16 protein-coding genes are annotated in these 20,941 nt (G+C 37.4%); 7 read left to right on the top strand and 9 right to left on the bottom strand.

Annotated features, from left to right (window positions below; genetic code table 11):
• Positions 1–109: 109 nt before the first annotated feature.
• Both AC0L6O_RS11895 and AC0L6O_RS11890 read left to right on the top strand, forming a co-directional pair.
• Positions 110–2,581 carry an Ig-like domain-containing protein gene (locus AC0L6O_RS11895; protein WP_473302597.1) on the top strand — a complete coding sequence of 824 codons (2,472 nt, stop codon included), beginning with the start codon at positions 110–112 and terminating at the stop codon, positions 2,579–2,581.
• A 256-nt stretch (positions 2,582–2,837) separates the two neighbouring features.
• The gene (locus tag AC0L6O_RS11890; protein ID WP_473302596.1) at positions 2,838–3,821 is read left to right on the top strand and encodes a sugar phosphate isomerase/epimerase family protein; all 984 of its coding nucleotides are present in this window, start codon (positions 2,838–2,840) and stop codon (positions 3,819–3,821) included.
• 143 nt (positions 3,822–3,964) lie between these two features.
• Here the strand turns inward: AC0L6O_RS11890 and AC0L6O_RS11885 are convergent, their stop codons facing one another.
• Both AC0L6O_RS11885 and AC0L6O_RS11880 read right to left on the bottom strand, forming a co-directional pair.
• Positions 3,965–4,690 carry a hypothetical protein gene (locus AC0L6O_RS11885; RefSeq protein ID WP_473302595.1) on the bottom strand — a complete coding sequence of 242 codons (726 nt, stop codon included), beginning with the start codon at positions 4,688–4,690 and terminating at the stop codon, positions 3,965–3,967.
• A gap of 84 nt (positions 4,691–4,774) precedes the next feature.
• The gene (locus AC0L6O_RS11880) at positions 4,775–5,059 is read right to left on the bottom strand and encodes a hypothetical protein (protein ID WP_473302593.1); all 285 of its coding nucleotides are present in this window, start codon (positions 5,057–5,059) and stop codon (positions 4,775–4,777) included.
• Between the two features lie 254 nt (positions 5,060–5,313).
• On the opposite strand from AC0L6O_RS11880, the gene leuS reads away from it, so the two are divergent.
• A complete protein-coding gene (gene leuS, locus AC0L6O_RS11875) occupies positions 5,314–8,157 on the top strand; it encodes a leucine--tRNA ligase (protein ID WP_473302591.1) in 2,844 nt (947 codons plus the stop codon).
• A gap of 84 nt (positions 8,158–8,241) precedes the next feature.
• Here the strand turns inward: leuS and AC0L6O_RS11870 are convergent, their stop codons facing one another.
• The 4 genes from AC0L6O_RS11870 to AC0L6O_RS11855 are packed head-to-tail and all read right to left on the bottom strand — an operon-like array spanning position 8,242 to position 12,939.
• A complete protein-coding gene (locus AC0L6O_RS11870) occupies positions 8,242–8,526 on the bottom strand; it encodes a hypothetical protein (protein ID WP_473302589.1) in 285 nt (94 codons plus the stop codon).
• Positions 8,527–8,535: 9 nt separating this feature from the next.
• Positions 8,536–9,921, bottom strand: coding sequence for a hypothetical protein (locus AC0L6O_RS11865; protein WP_473302588.1), 1,386 nt, complete (start codon positions 9,919–9,921; stop codon positions 8,536–8,538).
• Entirely contained in the window at positions 9,918–11,273 is a 1,356-nt protein-coding gene (locus AC0L6O_RS11860; protein WP_473302587.1) for an HlyD family secretion protein, read from the bottom strand. Before AC0L6O_RS11860 ends, AC0L6O_RS11865 begins: the two co-directional genes overlap by 4 nt.
• Complete coding sequence (locus AC0L6O_RS11855) at positions 11,266–12,939, bottom strand: peptidase domain-containing ABC transporter (protein WP_473302585.1); 1,674 nt, start codon at positions 12,937–12,939, stop codon at positions 11,266–11,268. The genes AC0L6O_RS11860 and AC0L6O_RS11855 overlap by 8 nt, the downstream gene beginning before the upstream one ends.
• Before the next feature lie 123 nt (positions 12,940–13,062).
• Here AC0L6O_RS11855 and AC0L6O_RS11850 point away from each other — a divergent pair, with 123 nt between their 5' ends.
• Positions 13,063–13,740 (top strand): TetR/AcrR family transcriptional regulator, encoded by a 678-nt coding sequence (locus tag AC0L6O_RS11850; protein WP_473302583.1) that lies wholly within the window; start codon positions 13,063–13,065, stop codon positions 13,738–13,740.
• Between the two features lie 5 nt (positions 13,741–13,745).
• On the opposite strand, the gene AC0L6O_RS11845 is transcribed toward AC0L6O_RS11850, so the two are convergent.
• Positions 13,746–16,598 carry a hypothetical protein gene (locus AC0L6O_RS11845; protein ID WP_473302581.1) on the bottom strand — a complete coding sequence of 951 codons (2,853 nt, stop codon included), beginning with the start codon at positions 16,596–16,598 and terminating at the stop codon, positions 13,746–13,748.
• Positions 16,599–16,789: 191 nt separating this feature from the next.
• Between AC0L6O_RS11845 and AC0L6O_RS11840 the strand changes: the two genes are divergently transcribed.
• The 3 genes from AC0L6O_RS11840 to AC0L6O_RS11830 are packed head-to-tail and all read left to right on the top strand — an operon-like array spanning position 16,790 to position 19,406.
• Entirely contained in the window at positions 16,790–18,076 is a 1,287-nt protein-coding gene (locus AC0L6O_RS11840) for an amidohydrolase (RefSeq protein WP_473302579.1), read from the top strand.
• Positions 18,076–18,702 carry an L-threonylcarbamoyladenylate synthase gene (locus tag AC0L6O_RS11835; RefSeq protein ID WP_473302578.1) on the top strand — a complete coding sequence of 209 codons (627 nt, stop codon included), beginning with the start codon at positions 18,076–18,078 and terminating at the stop codon, positions 18,700–18,702. The genes AC0L6O_RS11840 and AC0L6O_RS11835 overlap by 1 nt, the downstream gene beginning before the upstream one ends.
• Positions 18,699–19,406 carry a hypothetical protein gene (locus AC0L6O_RS11830; protein ID WP_473302577.1) on the top strand — a complete coding sequence of 236 codons (708 nt, stop codon included), beginning with the start codon at positions 18,699–18,701 and terminating at the stop codon, positions 19,404–19,406. The genes AC0L6O_RS11835 and AC0L6O_RS11830 overlap by 4 nt, the downstream gene beginning before the upstream one ends.
• On the opposite strand, the gene AC0L6O_RS11825 is transcribed toward AC0L6O_RS11830, so the two are convergent.
• Positions 19,399–20,298, bottom strand: a complete 900-nt coding sequence (locus AC0L6O_RS11825; protein WP_473302575.1) for a lysophospholipid acyltransferase family protein — start codon at positions 20,296–20,298, stop codon at positions 19,399–19,401. The genes AC0L6O_RS11830 and AC0L6O_RS11825 overlap by 8 nt on opposite strands.
• Positions 20,285–20,881, bottom strand: a complete 597-nt coding sequence (locus AC0L6O_RS11820; RefSeq protein WP_473302573.1) for a nucleotidyltransferase family protein — start codon at positions 20,879–20,881, stop codon at positions 20,285–20,287. The genes AC0L6O_RS11825 and AC0L6O_RS11820 overlap by 14 nt, the downstream gene beginning before the upstream one ends.
• Between the last annotated feature and the right edge of the window lie 60 nt (positions 20,882–20,941).

The following is a 20,941-nucleotide window of genomic DNA, read 5'->3' as shown; positions in this document are numbered from 1 at the left end:
TATTTCCCTTTTAAACCACTCCCTAAAAAAGTACATCAATTTAATGTAAAACCTTAAAGTTGAACTAAATTCGTTCTACAGATAGCCTAACACCCGTATTTATTATACCATGAAAATATTAACTCGAGTCCTTCTCGCCCTTCTTGTCTATTGTTCCACTGCTCAAGCTCAAAAAAATGATAATCTATTTGAACGTAGAGATTTAAGTTCCATTAATTCTTTGGAATTAAAGTCTAATTTATCTGCTGTGCCCAGTGCACAACTTTTGACCCTTAATGAAACACAGGGAATAGAAATTTTTAATGAAAAAGGAAATTTAACACTTCAAATTCCATTACAAAAAGATTTCATTGAAGTAGAGTTAAGTCCAGCTACTATCTTCTCTCCTAACTTTAAAGTACTCAGTTCTAAGGGGAATGAAGTGCAAGTAGAATTGCCCAATTTTTATCATGGAAAAATAAAAGGTGAGTCTAAGTCTTTTGTGGCCATAAGTATTACCAAAGATGCCATAGAAGGCATGATTGCAAGCGATAAAGTCAACCTGACTATTGGCAGATTAACCAACACAAAGGAAAAAATACATGTGGTTTATAGTACCCATGATATTGAAAATAAAACGCCTATTTGTTCCGGTGCGAATGAAATAACATACGACGGAGAACTTCCACCTCTAGATGAAAATCAAACAAATGCAGCGGGCTGTAAAGCGGTAGAGGTTTATTTAGAAGCGGATTATCAAATGTATACTGACTGGGGCGGCAGTGTTCAAACTGTAGTTAACACATTGACGTCAATATTTAATAATGTCTCACTTCTTTATGATAATGAAGGTATTAATTTAGTACTATCGTCCCTATTTGTTTGGGAAACTGCGGACCCTTATACATCGGCCACCAGCACTTCACAAAGTCTTGCTCTTCTTGAAAACTACTGGACTAGTCAAGGTGACACCTTTGATGGTGACTTGGTTCATTTAGTTACTTCTAAACAACTTGGTGGTGGTGTAGCGAATATGTATAGTTCATTTGGTGGTGGTAGTTCTGTTTATAATGGCATGACTCAAAGAGCTGTTTTTGCAGGCTGCTCTAAAGCTATTGCAAAAGGCATGAGTGCGAATATTACCAATAGCGTCACAAGCATTCCTAGCTATTCATGGAATGTGGAAGTGATTGCTCATGAAATTGGTCATAACTTTGGACTTCCACATACGCAATCATGTACTTGGTCAGACGGCAACACTATTGGAGCATTAGACAATTGTTATACCCTGGAAGGTAACTGTAACCCTGGTCCACCTCCTACCAATGGTGGAACTATCATGAGTTACTGTCATTTAAATGGAGGGCCGGGAATTAATTTCGCAAATGGTTTTGGAACCTTACCTAGCGGAAAAATGAATGCGGAGTTTAATGCTGCTACATGTCTTTCAGGCTCAAAAGTGGCCCGTCCGGTCGTTCCAAATCAGGAACTTTGTTCTAGCCAAAGCGTTCAATTTACAGCTACGGGATGCACAGGAACTTACCAATGGTTTGATGCTCCTATTGCGGGTAATTTGTTGTCAAGTGTAAGCACATACACCACACCTACAATAACTCAAACTACCTCATATTATGTAAGTTGTACAGCAGATGGCTGTACCAGTAGAAGAAGAAAAGTGGATGCTATTTTGTACAGTAATAATGCCCCGCCAGTTCAAGATTTAGCAGTTTGTGGCTCCAATGCCACTGTCACACTAACTACCAACTGTAATGGAGCTAACATAAAATGGTATAGTGCAGCTACGGCGGGCACTCTTTTAGGTTCAGGAAATAATTTCCAATTGACCAATATTTCTTCTAGTATGACTGTGTATGCAGAATGTAGTTTGCCCTCATGTGGCACTTCTACAAGGGCTCCACTAAATATAACGTATATGCCAGTTTGCTCTTATTGTGAACCAACTGGATTAAATTGTTCTGATAATGATATGATTACCCAAGTAAAAATAGATCAGGGCAATGCAAACCTATATGAAAACACTTCGACTTGTTCTTCTGGGGGATACTCTCTAAATACTCCTAGCTCTACTGTTGAATTAATGAAAGGTAACTCATACAAAATTATTACTTCAAATCCTGGGTTGTATCAAGATGGCTTGGCCATTTGGGTCGATTATGATAGAGATGGTATTTTTCAAGAAAGTGAAAAAATAGAATCTTATTATACGGGTGCGGTTTGGACTTCAAGAGAAACTAGTTTTACTATACCTGCTTCGAGTTCTGTCGGTATTACTAGAATTAGAGTTAAAGTTGTCTATGGAGTGGCGTCTTCCTTACCGTGCTCAAGTACAGACGGCCAAGGCTTTGGTGAAATTGAAGACTACATAGTAACCATCTCTGCTAGTACACCTTGCCCTCCTACTTTAAATCATGCAGTAGGTAATTTGGCTTCTGGAACGTATTCAGCAAGTCAAACCATAACTAGCCGAGCCAATGTTTCCACGCCAACTACTTACCAAGCGGGTAATCACGTATTGCTAAATGCTGGTTTTCAGGCTGGCACAAATGAGACTTTCGAAGCTAAAATAGGTGGGTGTCCGTAGTAGAAATTCCTTTTATCAGATTTATTTATAGCCAGTAAGGTAGATGCTAGCTAAAACTTTGCTGAATTACCTTTTGGTATTTTAAGCATTTCCTATTTAAGGAAAGTTCAAGTTTATTTTAGATACACCTAAGTACTACGGAACGAATTGAATTAGCTACTGGTCAAGTAAAAGTACCAATTAGTCTAGTAAATACACCTCATATTAATATTCTGCACTATATTGAAACCTAGATACAACCCTTAATAATAATTACATGAAACGTAGAGATTTTATATACAGCTCTTCTGCTGCCATTCTAGGAGGTTTAGCCCTTAGTTCTAAAGCTTTTGCTTTTGACACAAAACCAAATTCATTGATAAATGGCGTGCAGATTGGTACCATTACTTATTCTTTCAGAAGTTTACCAGGAAGTGCTAAACAAGTCCTTCAATACTGTGTAGACGCAGGCATTTCTGCGATTGAACTCATGGGCGACCCAGCTGAAGATTTTGCAGGAAAACCTAAAAACCCAATTGATAGAAGTACTTTTTATGTCAATGGAAAAAGACGCAAACCAACAGACGCAGAAAAAGCTCAAATGGAGCAATACAGCAAAGATGTGGCTGCTTGGCGTGAAACGGTTTCCATGAAACCTTTTAAGGAGTTTGCCAAAATGTACAAAAAAGCTGGAGTGAGCATTTATGCTTTTAAACCAAATGCTTTTGGAACTGACAATACCGATGCCGAGATAGAATACGCTATGCGAGCAGCTAAAGCATTGGGAGCAAAATCTGTTACGGTAGAGCTACCAAGAGATTCGGCACAATCTGCCAGACTTGGAAAACTAGGAGAAAAAAACAAAATGTATGTGGGTTATCATCTTCATACCACGGCTACAGATACTATTTGGGATGAAGCCCTGGCACAATCTCCTTATAACTCCATGAACCTAGATTGCGGTCATTATATAGCCGCCGGTGGCAATAATACTAAAGAAAGCCTTTTAAAGCTGATAGAAGCTCGTCACGACAGAATCACGAGTATGCACATTAAAGACCGTCAATCAAAAGCGAACGGGGCAGAGAACTTGTCTTGGGGCGAGGGCGACACACCTATAAAAGAAATACTGACACTGATAAGAGATAAAAAGTACGACATCCCTTGCACTATAGAATTGGAGTACAAGGTTCCTGAAAACTCTGATGCGGTGAAAGAAGTGGGAAAATGCTTTCAGTTTGCTAAGGGGGCTCTTTCTTAGGAGTTCTTAATATTTAAAAGGGTTTGGTAAGGAATTATCAAACCCTTTTTTTATGCAATCCTATTTCTTCAGATTAGATTTTTTCCTTAAAATGCCGCAGTGTCCCTTTTAGGAGACACTGCTAAAGGGAATAAAAGTTGATACTAATTATCTATTTCCACACCTAAATGTCTCCACATCTCTAGTAAATTCTCCATGTCTTCAAAAGAATATAGCCTTGATTCTTTCATTTTTTTTATAATTTCAGCCATACTAAGTCTAGCTTCTTTTCTGTTTTCTATTTCTTCCTCTGTTGTTTTTTTCAGCCCCATTACTCTTAAGTGAGACGGTTGAGAAGCTAGCTCAAGTAACCTACTATTTCCCGCAAGTTTCTTTATATCTTCAAAATCTCCAGAATTAAGAAGATTCAGAAAAAGCTCCTGTGTTTTGGGCAGTTCTTTAGAAAGACCCACTTTAGTCTTAATACTCTGCAAATAATTTATCGTATTACCCAATATTTCCATTCTTTCCAGTATCGGATTCCATGAAGGCGTATTAAAAAAGAATGATAACCGCCAACGTTGATTAGGTTCATCCCATGCGTCCCCAAAAATATCCGAATTAATAATGGAAAAGTATTTAGCTCCTATTTTAAGTACTCTCTTGTGGAAGATAAATATAAATGCCTCCTGTTTGACAATTTTCGTATCTACTAAATTTATTAATTCCGAATACCTTTTAAAAAATTCAAAGTATTCAACTCCAAAATCAGGACGTATTTCCTTTGAAGGAAAACCTGCTTTAAGTAATTTGGATTGAGCAAAAAAAGCGTACCGTAATAAACCATTATTATAAACATATCCTTTTTCTTGAATAAGGTTACCAGCCAAATCCTTAATAGAAAAACTACTAATGTCTATTTCTAGGAGCTCTATTTCAGCTTTTATTTCTGCAAAAAGAACTTCTTCAAACTTCTACTGCTCCTGAATCAAACGATTCGCTTCAATCTGTTGACCAATGGTTATATAAATCAATATTGCACTTACTAATCCGATTAATGGAGAAAGCGTACCTCCCAAAGTATCACCAATTTCATTTGGGTCTAATCCATCCTTACTAAATAATGAAATAAACAAAACTCCGACGTACACTACAATTACCGAAATTGATGTTAGCAGGATAATTTTATTGCCCTTTTGTCTTAGTTTCCTAGTGGCTTCTTTTGATTCCTCTTTCTTGGATTTTTTGGATTGTGTCATTAAGTAATAAAAGTATTATTCTTATTTCTCAGAAACAAGTAATGCCATTGCGTTTGATTCTATCTTCTCTCCTAAAATGACTGGTCTCGTCTTCGCTCGACCTGACAGTGAAGAACTAGCACCTGACATCAAAGACCCAACATCCGGCACCAGACACCCAACTCCCTACAAAAAAACTCAATAGACAAACCCTTTCTAGCCACTCTCCCACCAATTCCCTATTTTTGCCAAAATTTTAAGTTTAAAAGGCAGAAATGGCAGTTTATAATCCTTCGGAAATAGAGAAAAAGTGGCAGGCGTATTGGGAGAGCAATGAGACGTACAAAGTCGATATTGACCACTCAAAACCTAAATTTTATGTACTAGATATGTTCCCATACCCTTCTGGGGCAGGTTTGCATGTAGGGCATCCGCTTGGGTACATCGCTTCTGATATCTATAGCCGCTATAAAAAACTGAAAGGTTTTAATGTGTTGCACCCTATGGGTTTTGACTCTTTTGGTCTGCCTGCGGAGCAATACGCCATTCAAACGGGGCAGCATCCTGCCATTACTACAGAAAAAAACATTGAGACCTACATAGGTCAAATGAAGAATATTGGCTTTGGTTACGACTGGAGCAGAGAAATTCGTACTTCTTCGCCAGAATATTACAAATGGACCCAGTGGATTTTTATGCAGCTTTTTAATAGCTGGTATAATAAAGACACCGATAAAGCAGAAGACATTGAAACATTAGAAGCATTATTTGCCAAAGGCGGTTCTGCTGCGGCCAATGCGGTTTGTGATGACGAATTACCAGAATTCACAGCGGCCGAATGGAATGCACTTTCTGAAGAAGATAAATACAAAACTACGCTAGATTACAGATTGACCTATTTATCGGAGTCTATGGTAAACTTCTGTCCTGAACTGGGCATGGTGTTATCAAATGATGAGGTAAAAGACGGTGTATCGGAGCGTGGTGGTTATCCTGTGATTCAGAAAAAAATGCGTCAGTGGATGATGCGTATCACGGCTTACTGCGACAGATTAATTGACGGTTTAGAAAACGTAGATTGGTCGCATTCGCTCAAAGAGCAACAAAAAAACTGGATTGGTCGCTCTCAAGGAGCTTCTGTCAAGTTTCCAGTGGCTGAGTCAGCTTTATTAAAAGAAAGAGGTTTTGAAGGCAAAGTAGAAGTGTTTACCACTAGAATTGACACCATTTATGGCGTGAGTTTTATGGTTTTGGCTCCTGAGCACGAATGGGTAGACACACTCACAACGCCAGAGCAAAAAGACGCTATTGAGGCCTATAAACTAGAAACACAGAAACGTTCTGAATTAGACCGTATGTCAGACGTTAAAACGGTTTCTGGAGCATTTACGGGTTCTTACTGCGTAAATCCTGTCAATGGCGAGCAAGTTCCTATCTGGATTGCTGATTACGTGTTGGCTGGTTATGGAACGGGAGCTGTGATGGCCGTGCCAAGTGGCGACCAAAGAGACTGGAATTTTGCAAAACATTTCAATTTGCCAATCCCTGCTATTTCGGACGCTCAGCAAAACTTAGAAGAAGCTGCTGACGCATCAAAAGAAGGAAAATACATCAATTCGGGCATGATTGACGGCATGGAATACCAAGAAGCCGTTGATACTTTAATAAACTGGATAGAGGCAAATAAAGTAGGAAAAGGTAAAATCAATTACAGACTAAGAGATGCTGTTTTTGCCCGTCAGCGTTACTGGGGAGAGCCTGTTCCTGTCCATTTTAAAGAGAATGGCCTACCCTATTTGGTGGACGAATCTGACTTGCCAATAGTTCTTCCTGAAATTGACGAGTACAAACCTACGGAAACTGGTGAGCCGCCTTTAGGCCGTGCTAAAGACTGGGCTTATCGACCTCACCCCCTAACCCCCTCTCCAGATGGAGAAGGGGAATATCCTTTTGAATTATCTACCATGCCAGGTTGGGCAGGAAGTAGCTGGTATTGGTACCGTTATATGGACGCCAAAAATGAAGATGCTTTCGCATCAAAAGAAGCGTTAGATTACTGGCAAGATGTTGACTTATATGTAGGAGGTACAGAACACGCCACAGGTCACTTACTGTATAGCCGTTTTTGGAATAAATTCTTGAAAGACAAAGGCTTTGTAAAGCAAGAAGAATTTGCCAAGAAACTGATAAATCAAGGAATGATTCAGGGACGTTCTAGCTTTGTTTACAGAGTAAAGAATAGCGAAATACCAACTTTTGTTTCATTTGGCTTAAGAAAAGAATACGACACGCAAAGATTACATGTTGATGTCAATATTGTAGACAATGACATTCTTGACGTAGAAGCATTTAAAACAACAAGAAATGATGTTCCTGCAAATGCAGAATTCATTCTTGAAAACGGTCAATACAAGTGCGGAAACGAAGTAGAGAAGATGTCAAAGTCTAAATTCAATGTCGTTAACCCCGATGTTTTAGTTGACCGTTATGGTGCTGATACACTTCGTCTTTACGAGATGTTCTTAGGACCATTGACTGAAGCAAAACCATGGGACACTAAAGGAATTGAAGGTACCTCAAGGTTCTTGAAAAAGCTTTGGCGTTTGTTCTTTGACCAGAATGGAGAGTCGCTTTTAGTAGATGAAAAAGCTACGCCAGCAGAGTTGAAAGCTTTACATAAAGCCATCAAAAAAGTGGGTTCAGATATTGAGACATTCTCTTTCAACACTTCTGTAAGTACATTCATGATTTGCGTGAATGAACTGACTGATTTAAAATGCCATAAAAAGGAAATCTTAGAGCTTTTATTAGTTATCATTTCTCCTTATGCTCCGCATATAGCAGAAGAGCTTTGGGCAAAAATAGGAAACGAAGAAGGCAGCATCACTTCGCAAGAATATCCTGATTTTAATGAGGAGTACTTAAAAGAGTCTGACATAGAATACCCTATACAAATAGGCGGAAAAGTTCGCGTTAAACTTAGTTTCCCAGCCGAAACGGGCAAAGATGAGATAGAAAAAGTGGTATTAGCTAATGCCGATGTTATTAAATGGATGGATGGCAAACCACTTAGAAAAATCATAGTGGTGCCTAAGAAGATTGTTAATATCGTAGTATAGTTCTTAGCACATCGTTTATAAAAGTAAGGCTGCATTTTGGTATATAATGCAGCCTTTTCTTTGTCCAATACTTGAGAATATCCATCAATTTGGATTCCAATTTTGATAGACAACTGGCACAGAATAAATCTCCTTTAAAGCATCACCACATTTCTCTTCAAGAGCCTTATGAATAGAACTAAACTCAGAGGCTTTTGATATAAAAGAAAGCTTGTGAACGGTCTCTTTTACCACTTTATCATTTTCAAGAATAAAGTGTTCTCGAGTATAATCTACCTCTACAGATACAGCTAAATTTTCCTTTAACAGCCATTCTGAAATTTGACTGAGCAAATCCTTATTATTGATTAATAAATGAATTAATACCATGGTTATAATTTATGCTGAGGGTACTAGCAAACCAGCCGCCCATTGTTGTTTAAAATAAGCTTTTAAATACTTAAAATTGACCTCTAATAGCTTCTTACGAGCATCTATGAGTTTGTTTTCTCTCGAAATCAATAAGAAGAGCGAACTCTCTCCTTGACTAAACTTTAGTTCTTCGTTTCTTAAAAGAAACCCGTAATTCTCTGCCAATTTGCGGGCCGTGAGTATCTGCTCAGCCAGTAAATCTGTTTCTACCGCATACTGCCTAATCTTATTTTCTATACTCCAAGTTTTTTGTTGTTGCTGAAGTGTAGTTGCCTGTATTTTGAAATTAGTCTTAGCAAATTTCCCTCTACCTTCCCTCAAAAATAATGGAATCTTGAAGTCTATCCCAAACTTATAATTGTTAGAAAAATATGGGTTTACAGCATATTCGGAAGAGAAATAGTCTTTGCCCAGTAAATTATACTTCAAATCTAAAGTAGGAAGCATAGATTGTCTATTGAGCTTGCGTTCCACACCAAGTCCATCCAGTTTAAACTGATACGTTTTAAGCTCAGGATGATTTAACTTAGCCAAAGCTACCATGTCGTCAATCTGCTCATTTTCCAGTTTTGAAGGCATGTTTTGTGGCTTTTGAGATTCATCCAACAAATAAGGATTCCCTTCTTCATCCCATAAATATGCAGCCAAACCTATGGCATTCTTTCTTAAAGAAATAAAAGCTTCTTGACTTAGTAAATCAATGTTTTGAACCTGCAAATAAGCTTCCACTGTGTCTGCACGAGATTTATAGCCATTATCAAAACCGAGTTTTGTCATTTCTAGCCTTTTCTGAGCATTGACGCTTTGACCTTTTAAGAGCTCATAATTTTGAAAGGAAGATGCCCAAAACCAATACTGCTCTACAGCTTCCAAATAAATATCATTAAGCATTTGACGCTGTTCTTCTGCACTTTGAGAAACCATGAACTCTGCTTGTTTTCTAGCAGCTCTTTGATTGTCCATAAGCAAACCCTTAAGTATTGGTAACTCCAAACCCATGTAAGACAAGTTCCCAGGAGTTTGCTGAGGATTTAAATACTTACCTGAGCTATATTCATTTCCCGCCTTCACTCGCAATCCATAAGGCGTTTGTAGTTTAATCTCTGGATTTTGAATGGTATAATACTCATCACCAGCCAAAGTTTTATTATCTGATTGGTACCCCAAAACTGGGTCAAAAGCACCTTTTGTAGCCAAATAACTTGCTCTAAACTGATTTACATTGGCTTCTGAAACCTTAAAAGCAGGATGATTCTCTTCAAAAATCCTTAAGAAATTCTCAAAAAACAGCACCTCCTGCCCCACTGATAAAAACGGGAGTAAAAGGGCTAAGAATATTAATCTAAATTTCATTTCGCTTTCGTTTTAGCTGATGTGCCTTCCACTTGATAGTACTCTGGCGGGAAACCGTTTATGTTTCTCCATAGCTCGTAATAAATAGGCACATCTTTAAGAAGTGATATCCCCTTTGCTCCACCACCCATACGTAAGGTAGTTGGCCATTTTCTTTCGGCTGGGTCTTCAGCAACCAACACTCTAAATTTGCCATTGGCACTTACAGAGGTCTCCACCACCGTTATGACACCACCAAAGGTACCATAACTGCTATTTGGCCAGCCACTAAATACGATTACCGGAAATCCATCAAAAACCAGTCTCACTTTTTGACCAATTTGCGTTAATGGCAAATCCATTGGTTCTATAAACATTTCAACGGCATAGCTAGGGTTTATTGGCACTATCTCTACGATGTTCTCTCCTTCTTTTAAAACCTCTCCTATCCCTGATTTTCTTGCTTTGGTAATCTGTCCATCTTGTGGAGCCAAAATATAATAGAGCTCACGTCTGGCATCATAATTTGCTAATTGGTTTTCCAATTTTGCAATTTCCGCTTCCCCATTCGCCGCCAAAGAAATACTACTAAATCGGTCTCCTTCTGTTTTTGACAGTTTTTCTAGATAATCCTGTACCACCGTGTTCTTCTCTATTTGAAGATTAAGATACTCTTGACGATTTTGCGATAACTTATTTTCTGTTGCATTCACTTTTGCACGCCCGTCTTGAAAAGCTATTCTACGCTTTTCTAAATCTGTGGTAGAAATAGCTCCACTGTCCAGCATCGTTTGAGCCGCTTTAAACTGCCTATCGTATGCCAAAAGAGCATTATTCGCGGCTACCAGAGCTACGCTATCGCTCGATATTTTCATTTTTTGCTGCAGCAGCTTATTGTCAACAGATTGAAGCTTATACTTCATAGCCGACTCTAAGGCACTCATTTGCTTGCCTGCGGTCTGAGCTTTTCCTTCATAAGCTTTAATGCTACCCATTTTCGCTTCAATTTGCCTTTGCGTTCTAGCAATAAGCACTGGGTCAAAGTAATCTACTTTAACTTCTCCTAGTTTTAAAATGGTATCGCCTTTGGCTACAAAATCTCCTTCTTTCACATACCACTTTTCTATTTTACCTGGTATTATGGTGTTGAGCTCTTGTGGCCTATCTTCCTGCCTTAGCGTACTCACCTTTCCCGTAGCTCTGATGTTTTGTGTCCAAGGCAAAATCAGAACAATTACAAACAAGGCACCCAGCCCCAAAAACCATCTTAGTGCGGAGTTTCTTTTGTCAATTTTATATATCTCAGAGAATGCTTTCACGCTCCCTCTCAAATCCTTTTTTAAAAAGGTATTTCCTTCAAAATGATTATTCATAACTAATTGCTCCGTTTTTCAAGGTGATAGTTTGGTCAGCTAAATCTTGGCAGTAATCATCTTTAGAGGTTATTATTACAGTACTTCCATCCGCCTTCAATTTAGCTGTTAAATCGTCCTTTTGAACTTGATTTAGATAACTAAAAGGCTCTTCCATGACCACCAGACTATGTTTACCTATTAATGCTCTAGTTAGTAAAACCTGATGCTTAATAATGGCAGAAATCCTTTTCCCTACAGGGTCCAAGACGCTGTCATAGCCATTTGGCAGACCTTGAATAAAGACATCTAAGCCTGTAATTTTGGCCATTTCACTGATATGCTCCATGCTAATATCTTCTGTACCCAAACTTAAATTTTGAAGTACAGTACCTTCAAAGATGTTTTGATGACCTAATAAAATACTCGTTTGATTTCTAAGAGAATCAATGTCATAATTCCTTATAGGTACGCCGTCAATTAAAATTTTCCCTGTAAAACCTTGAAAAGCTCCCGTTAACATTCTTAGAAGCGTAGTTTTACCTGCACCACTTTCTCCTTTTATTAATAACCACTCCCCATTAGCCACATCTAAATTGATATTTCTAAGTTGAATATTAGAAGGATGATAGGCAAACGACACATCTTCAAAACTTAAAGAGACTGAAGCCTTTGTTGGACTTAATTTTATGCTTCCTGTATGTTCTATATCTGCCTGAGCTACTTTATTAAGCTTTTCTACGGCAGTTAGAGACTCATAAACTTGGTCCATGTTTACTATCAGCTTTTCTACAGATGCTATAATTGCAATAATAACAATGTCAGACGCAATGAACTGCCCAATATTTATCTGTTGCCTTGTAAGAAGGGTAACACCTAAAATAAGCATAGCGGCAGTTATAAGTAGCTTAAAAGAAATCATGCTCCAATACTGTACTTTTAAAACAGCAAAGTGTTCTGTTCTAGCTTTTACGTATCTTGTACTAATACTATCTGTTTTATCTAAGTGAAAGTTGGTATCTCTTGCATACTTAAAGGTCTTTATACTTCGTGCCATTTCCTCAAACCAGCCTAACGTTTCATACTTATAATTGGATGTTTCCATCGAAGTTTTAAACCCCCTAGCAGAGGTAAACCGAATAATCAAAACAACTATTAGAAGTAAAACTAGGCCAAAGGCAATAAAAAGAGGGTGGTAAAAAGCCAGAAGGATAGTACCCAAAAGTATTTGAATAATAGAAGCCGGAATGTCTACCAGAAGTTTATGCAAACTTTTTTGCAGGCTTGCCACATCTATAAAGCGATTAACAAGTTCCGGTAAATGGTACGAATCTAATTTAGAAATATCCAGTTTTGGAATCCTGTAGGCATATTCCATGGCATATCTTACAAATATTTTCTGTTCTATTTTCTCAATAATTTCTAGCTGTCTAACCTGTAGCCAGCCTGTTAAAAACGTACCAGTAAGCACTAGTGCTATCAAAATACCTATGGAGGTAGACATCTGAGCTGCCATCACAAAAGTGATGATGCTTTGAATACCCAAGGGTAGAGAAAGGGCAACTAATCCTGCAAATACAGAATATATATAAATAGCAATGATATCTTTTTTGTCAAGCCAGAGTAGCCTAAAAATTTTACTTATGGCCTGCCTTATAGTGGTTTGTGAGTAATTTTCTTTTACCATTCTTTTAATATTTGATCAAATGTAGTAAAACTCTTTACATTAATAGTAATACTATCACTAATAATATTAAAACTTTTATATTTTAAATAAATACTATTACATTTGATTTTAGATAACTCAATTATGCAAGGAGATTTCAATATAAAACTAAACGACAAGCTGTACCTAAAGGATCCAAACAGCACACCAATAGGGGGAAAAATTGTTATAGAGGGGCTAAGGCTGCTCTCTGAAATAGGATATGAGAGCTTTACCTTTAAAAAACTTTCAAAAGAGGTTCCTACCACAGAGGCCACCATTTATCGATATTTTGAGAACAAACACAAACTGCTTATATACCTGGTAGACTGGTATTGGGCTTTTTTGGAATTTCAAGTGACTTTTCACCTAAATTCAATTAAGGAGCCAGAAGAGAAAATCAGAAAGATAATTGACCTCTTAGTTTGGGAAGACAGAGCTAATACTTTTTTCAGTCATTTAGAACCGAAATCTCTTTATGATTTGGTGATTGCCGAAGGCAGCAAAACATACCTCTCTAAAGAAGTGGATGTAAATAATAAGGAAATGTTATTTAAGCCTTACAAGGATTTGTGCAGCATGATTGCCCAAATTTTTAAGGAATATAAGCCAAACTTCAAATACAGTCATTCCCTTGCTAGTACTTTAGTAGAAACTGCTCACTTTCAACACTTTTTTATGGAGCACCTGCCAAGGTTGTGTGATTTCTCTGAGAGCAAAGACACCGAAGAATTAAAAAGCTTCTTAGAAAACCTAGTATTCGGCACTATGGATAGAGGCTAAATCTGTTAGTTTCCAAATATATAACTCCCAATAATCACGTTTATATAAGTAGGATTAAGGTCTGGGAGAAATTCATTTTTAAATCTATATCCTACTCTCACGCCCATAGTCATGTCTAGAATATTTAACACCGTCTGGTCAAAACTAAATTCGGCACCCACAGTGCTCAAATTAGTAGAAGTTTCTGTACCCTTAATGTGAGCATTATCAAAATAGGCATTCATTCTAACCCTTTTAATGTATGTCAAACCATTTACACCCCAGTCTGGGTAAAACAGCGGCATACGATAATTTACACTAGTTCTTAAAGCGTCTTGTATACCTAAAAGGCGGTGCCCTCTGCCTAGAGAGAATGTACTCGGCAGGCGGTATAAATTATTATTACTCTCTCTATAAATGGCCTGCTGAATCTCTAAACCATGGTTTCTCCCTATTCCAGGGAGTAATACATTTGCACTTGCATTAAACCTTTCTGCTATTCCTGCTTTAAAAGATTTGGCATAATACACATTTACACCACCGCCAAACCTACTTTGAAGGTACTGATAGGCTCTTTGTCTGCTAATTCCTAAACCTCCATTTAGTTCATATAATCCAAACTTTGAGTTATCAAACTCCACAAAACTATCTGACCTAAACTGCTGAATACCTTTCCAGTTTGCCACCACATCTGTTCTTATTACATAATTGCCTTTAATCATTTCTAATGGCACATTAAAACCTACAGTTGCTTCTTGTTCGTCAAACTCAAAAACTCTATCACCACGAGCTGCTTCAATTTTTCGTCCTCTGTACTCATATCCTAAATTCAGCTTAGCAAAATACTTTGCCATCACATAATCTACTGAATAAGCGTTTTCTTCCTCCGTTACATAGCGAGTATAATTAAAGCTTAAACTATTAGCCCCTAAAATATCATCCATCTGAATAAAGCCTGTGGCAGAAGCAATGCTAGGCCCTCCATCATCTGAATTAAATGCTGGCAGTAGACCATAAGAATGTAATCGCCATCCACGAAAAAAACCTTTGTAAGGCTTTACTTCATAATTTGTATCAGGAATTTTGTTTAAAATATTCTCATTTTCTGGTAAGGAATTTAAGTCATTATAAAACGTGATATTTTCCACCTCTTTTTTTGAAACAACTTCCCCAGAAGCCTCTCTAAGCGGCATTTCCGCCAAATGATAGCCCATGTTCGTTTGATTACCAAAAACCAGAGTCTCACGCTTGGCATCAATAAATGGATAACCTGCTCCCACAGGTACCGAACTAATCTTTGTCAATCTTTTATCACCTGCCTTACTAACTTTATAAATATTATCTATTCCCTCAAAATTAGCTCGGAAATAAATATCTGTTTTAGATTGGCTTAGCTCCACCATAACTGCATTTAACCAACCCGTAAGACTTACTCTTTCATCACTTTCTATATCATGTTTAATAATAGCCAATTTCCCACTATTCCTTGCCACATAGTATAAAGTTGAGTTCTGGCTGTCATACATAGGATAGGCTATATCCCAATTATCTTTATTACTTAGGGTTTTCTTTATTTCACCACTAATAAAGCTATGTGTACTTAGATGATAGTTTAAAGATTCATCTAAACGCACCGTAACAAATTCCGTAGTTTCTGGATTTATGGCCGCATAATAATAGCGGTCTTTTTCCAGTAAAACACGTTTAGAATCGTTTTCAAAATTGTAAAAAACTAGCCGAGCCAAATCTACATTTGACCATCTTGGGTTGGTTTGATTTTCTAACCAAAGCACACCTTTTTCTGAATAAGACAAAAACGCATTATTACTTATACCGACATCACAAAGCTTGGTTTCCTTTCCGTTTTCATCTCGTTTTATAAGCTTTGGTGTCTCTTTAAAAGATGATTTACGAACAATCATTTCGCCACCTTTTCTCTTATAAGGATAAGAATAATTAGTCACCGTTTTAGGTTTGGCAATAGAAAGTGTATCGAAATCTATCAAACTGGTATTTGACAGTAGTTCTTCCGTTTTTAGTTCAAAATCGGCATAAGATTTCTTGTATAACTTACTTGCCGATAGCCCAGTATTTCGCTTTATAGCTCCCGAGAAAGGGTAGAAAACAGATTTGAAGAAATTGGCATCATGAACCACATCAGCCCAAACACTATCTCCGTAAGTTTTACGAGCATAAAGGTTCATAACATAACCAAAAGGGTATTGGTTTGGTAGCTTGGTTTTGAAAGAGCCATTTCTAGATTTATTGTAAGAAAAATGTTTATCCGCATAAAGGTTTGCTCGCAGCTCATCCGTAAAAGAAGCCAATCGCCCTCTTCCTGCATCCGTCATAACAGATTCCGTCACCACGGCGTCTCCCTCAGCAAACCATGATGGGTCGGTAAACCTCAAAACTGCCGACCAACCTGCCCTACCCGTAAAAATTCGACTAAGTTTACTCAAACCTACATCGGCATTACTACTTTGAAGCACATGCCTATATTCGTGAATTGCGAGTGCGTCTAACCAGTTAGTCTGCCCTAAAACGTTAAAATTAGGTTCAGGTGCTGTGTAAACTTCTGTTCTAAAAGGTACGCCCGAAACAAAACCATTTGCTTGCATACTTTTACCATGAATCACAATAGGAATATGGCTCGATTTCTTACCAATAGTGCCTTTATGTTCCTTATCTAGTAAATCAACTATGGCGGCATAACGATAAGCGTATTGCTCTAAACCCTTTGGGAAAATTATGGTTGACTTATCATTTTCAATCTTTTGCCACAGAATAGAAGGGGGATTTGCGGATGTGGCACTAGCTTGTGCTAAAACATTTATACTCGATGTAGATATTAAAAAAAATAAAAGAATCTTCTTCATACAGCTAATAAGTTCCAAAAAATAATATTTGAAATAGTATAAAACTAAATACGAGCAAAAAGAGCCAAAGGTCTGCCAATGCTCTAATATCTCAATTAGAACGCTAAAAACACTTTTTTAGGACAATTTATTAAATGAAATTCAGCATAGATGTCAATCTTGTTTATATTGCATTAACCTAAATTACTACCATGCTCAATAAAGTTTATCTTCTTATAGTACTCTGCAGTTTTGGCCTATCGGCTCAAACGAACTACTTCCAAAGTGATGTCAATGCCATTGAAAGTAAAGTAATAGAATGGCGAAGAGATTTTCATCAACATCCAGAATTAGGAAATCAGGAATTTAGAACAGCAGAAATAATAGCAAAGCATTTAGAATCTTTAGGTTTAGAGGTTCAAAGAAACGTGGCCGCTACTGGCGTTGTAGGTCTTTTAAAAGGTGCTAAACCTGGCCCAGTAATAGCTTTAAGAGCTGACATGGATGGCTTACCAGTGACGGAGCGTGTCAATTTGCCCTTCAAATCTAACGTTAAAGTAGAATATGCAGACCAAACCACGGGCGTTATGCATGCTTGCGGACATGATAGCCATATGGCAATTTTGATGGGAGCCGCAGAAGTACTGGCTAAACATAAAAACGAACTTGCAGGAACTGTGAAATTCATTTTCCAACCTGCTGAAGAAGGCGTTTTTGGTGAAGGAAAGGCTTTTGGAGCCGACTTGATGGTTCAGGAGGGTGTTTTAGAGAATCCTAAAGTAGATGTAGCTTTTGGTTTGCATATTAACTCACAAACTCCAGCTGGTCATATTAAATATAAATCAGGAGCCACTATGGCTGCCGTAGACCAATTTTACATTACAGTTAAGGGAAAACAAACCCACGGAGCCTATCCATGGTCTGGTATTGACCCAATTTTAGTTTCCTCACAAATCATCATTGGCCTTAATACCATTATAAGCAGGAATGTCAATTTGATTGAAAACCCAGCAGTGGTAAGTGTGGGTGCTATTAATGCGGGAAATAGGCATAATATTATTCCAGAAGAAGCTAAGTTTTTAGGCACTATCAGAACATTTGATTTAGAACAACGTGCCTTGGTACATCGAAGAATAAAGGAAATTGCAGAAAACATTGCTAAAAGTGCAGGAGCAGTTGCCGAGGTCACCATTGAAAATGGCTATCCAGTTACTTACAATAATCCAGCTCTTACTGATAAAATGCTTCCTTCTCTTAGAACGGCAGCTGGCGAAAACAATGTTTTAGAGGTAAATGCGGTAATGGGAGCAGAAGACTTCTCCTATTTTGCCAGAGAAGTACCGGGGCTCTTTTTCTTTTTGGGGGCTATGGAACATGGTAAATCAGCTGCAGAAGTTGCTCCACACCATACACCAGATTTCTATATTGATGAAAGTGGGTTTAAAGTGGGCGTACAGGCTTTTTGTAATCTTGTGTTAGACTATATGAAAATGAAATAATGGCAGCAGAAATATTAAGAATATACGAGCAAGACCCCGACCCTCAGAAAATTGACCAAATAGTTCGATGTCTGAAAGATGGTGGTATTATCATTTACCCTACTGACACGGTGTATGCCATGGGCTGCGACATTTATCAAAACCGTGCGGTAGAGAAACTGAGTGCCTTAAAAGGATTTAAGGTCAAAAAGAATAATTTTTCCATAGTTTGCAGCGATTTAAGTAATATCGCAGATTATGCTAGGGTGTCAAATAAGGCATTTAAAGTCATGAAAAAGGCTCTTCCTGGACCATTTACTTTCATTTTACCTGCCACAGGAAAGCTCCCTAAGCTCTTTCAATCTAACAGAAAAAACATTGGAATAAGAGTACCAGACCACCCTGTTCCTAAGGCCATTGTAGAAGCTTTGGGTAACCCAATAATTACCACTTCTGTAAAAGACGATGTGGATGACATGTTAGAGTATCCAAACGAGATTGAAGTAATTATAGCTCAAAATGAAAACAATGCAGATTTGATTATTGATGGAGGTTGGAGCGGTATGGACCCGTCTACAGTCATTGACGCCTCCGACGACGATTTTGAAATCATTAGACAAGGTATTGGGATATTTGAAGATTTATGAAAACCTGGCTCGCCATATTGCTTTTTGCTGGCTTAACCTTTCTTTCCTTAGGTATTAGGTCTTATATCGAAAGTCCATTATTAGGATTAATTATAGGTAGTTCGCATTACATTTATCTTTCAATTATTCTCTTTTGCGGTACTATTAAGGAGAGCATGCTTTTTAAGTGTTTCTTGTTCCTTCTAATTGTTGGTCACTATACGCTAGACTCGTTTGTATTTTTTGAGGTTAAAATTTTAGCTGATTTTTTAGTCATTGCAATTAATGTCATCTACATCATGCTATTTTACCTCTATTTCATTTACCTTTTCAAGAAAAAAGGTTCTGCTTTTTATAACCAAAAGAAGTCAGATTGGTTGATAGGGTTCCCTACTGGTTTAATCAGTTTTTTGATAGTTCTTTCGCTGTTTTTTGGTAGAGTATACCCAAGCTATGAACCCATTCTTATTCTTTTAGGAGTCTTCATATCACTTTTCCATGTGCTGGGTGTCAACACTCCTTTGAAGACCAAAAACTATCAAATTTTAATACTCGGTTTAGTATTAAATTTCATAACATTTAATATAGCCATATATTTATTTCAAATAGAACCTTTCGCTGAAGGTGAAACAATTATGAAAGGTTTGTTTATGGTTGGCGTCTATTGTATGCTAGAAGCTATGTATGAAATAAGCAATGTCTTTAAAATACCTAAAATTACTTAATATGCTCAGGCTTTTTGTGCTTCCATCTTCTGTGACTCCATAACCAAAATTCAGGTTTCTCTTGAATTTGCTTTTCTAGCAAATTTGCGTGTCGCTCTAAAATCGAGTTCTTTTCTTCTTCTTTCGGCTTATCGGTTATTAACTCAAAAGTTACTTTGTAATAACCTCTTTTCACCTGTGATATGTACACAAATACTACTGGCATATCAAACTTAACAGCTATCATTTCAGTACCAAAAAAGAAGGAGGTATCTTGATTTAAGAAGGTGGTCCAGTATGATTTTAAAGGTGGTGCAGACTGGTCGTTTCCCAATGCCACAGTAAATGGCCCATCAAAACCTTGAGCTATTTTCTTATAAGTTTCTGTAGTGGTGTATAGAATAGAACCAAACCTAGTTCTAAGATCATAAAACATCTTATCAAAGTATGAATTTGACAATTCGTGATACGGAGCAGTTCCCTTATGTTTAAACTGAGAACCTAAAGTCTGAGCCAACCATTCATAATTTCCATAATGACCCAATGTCATCACAAAACTTCTATTATTATCATACCAATCATTTAACTGCTGCTGGTCTACCTCAAACACAAATCGTTTATCAAGCTCTTTTTTAGAAATTGTAAGCGATTTAAAGGATTCTAAAAACAAGTCGCACAGGTGATGATAAAATCCTTTTTCAATCTTAATTATCTCCTTTAAATCTTTTTCGGGAAAAGCATTCAATAAGTTTTCTCTAACTACCTTTTTCCTGTAACCCAATAAGAGATAAAGCACTGGATATAGAAAGAAATCTGAGATTAAATAAAGTACCCAAAAAGGAAGAATAGAAATAAAAAAAATGAAAGGTAGTGCCAAATAATAAGAGATGGCCTGCAGGTTAATTTTTGGCATTGATGTATTGTAAATAGTCTTCTTTGGTATCTAAGTCAATTCCTAAGCCTTCAAAATCTACTTTCTTAATTTTTGACTTAAACTTTTTGAAAATTTGACTGGCTCCCTTATCCCCTTTTAACTCCAACAAATCTAGAAAGGTTTCTTTTTTAAATAGAGCTGGAACCCCAACAGCCTTTTGATAGGCTGATGCCACAATGGCAGCTTCCTCATTTGATTCCGCAACCTTTATTATTTGGCTTAAGTATTCACCCGAAACTTCTGGCATATCAGATGTGCAAACAAGCACTGCGTCAATACTTTTGTTAATCATATAGCAGCCTGCCAAGCCACGAACTATTGACCCCGCCATACCCGAAGACCAATCTGCATTTTCAACAATATTGATGGGAAGGTCTTTTAGCTTCGGAAGTATAAGTTCTTTATTAGCCCCTATTACCACGCTAATAGAAACATTATCAATACTTAAGCATTCCTTTATAACTTTTACGACTAGTAAATCTCCATGGACGTCTAGTAATTGCTTGGGTACACCCATTCTTTGAGAGGCTCCAGCAGCCAAAATTATGATTCCTACATTCATATTTATATCTTTACACAAAATTACAAGAATTTCTCACGCTCATGTAATGAATTGAGGGTT

This window comes from Arcticibacterium sp. GJ41-1, assembly GCF_055808875.1.
Note: the sequence above shows the minus strand (reverse complement) of the source record. Positions and strands in the feature narration are given on the sequence as shown.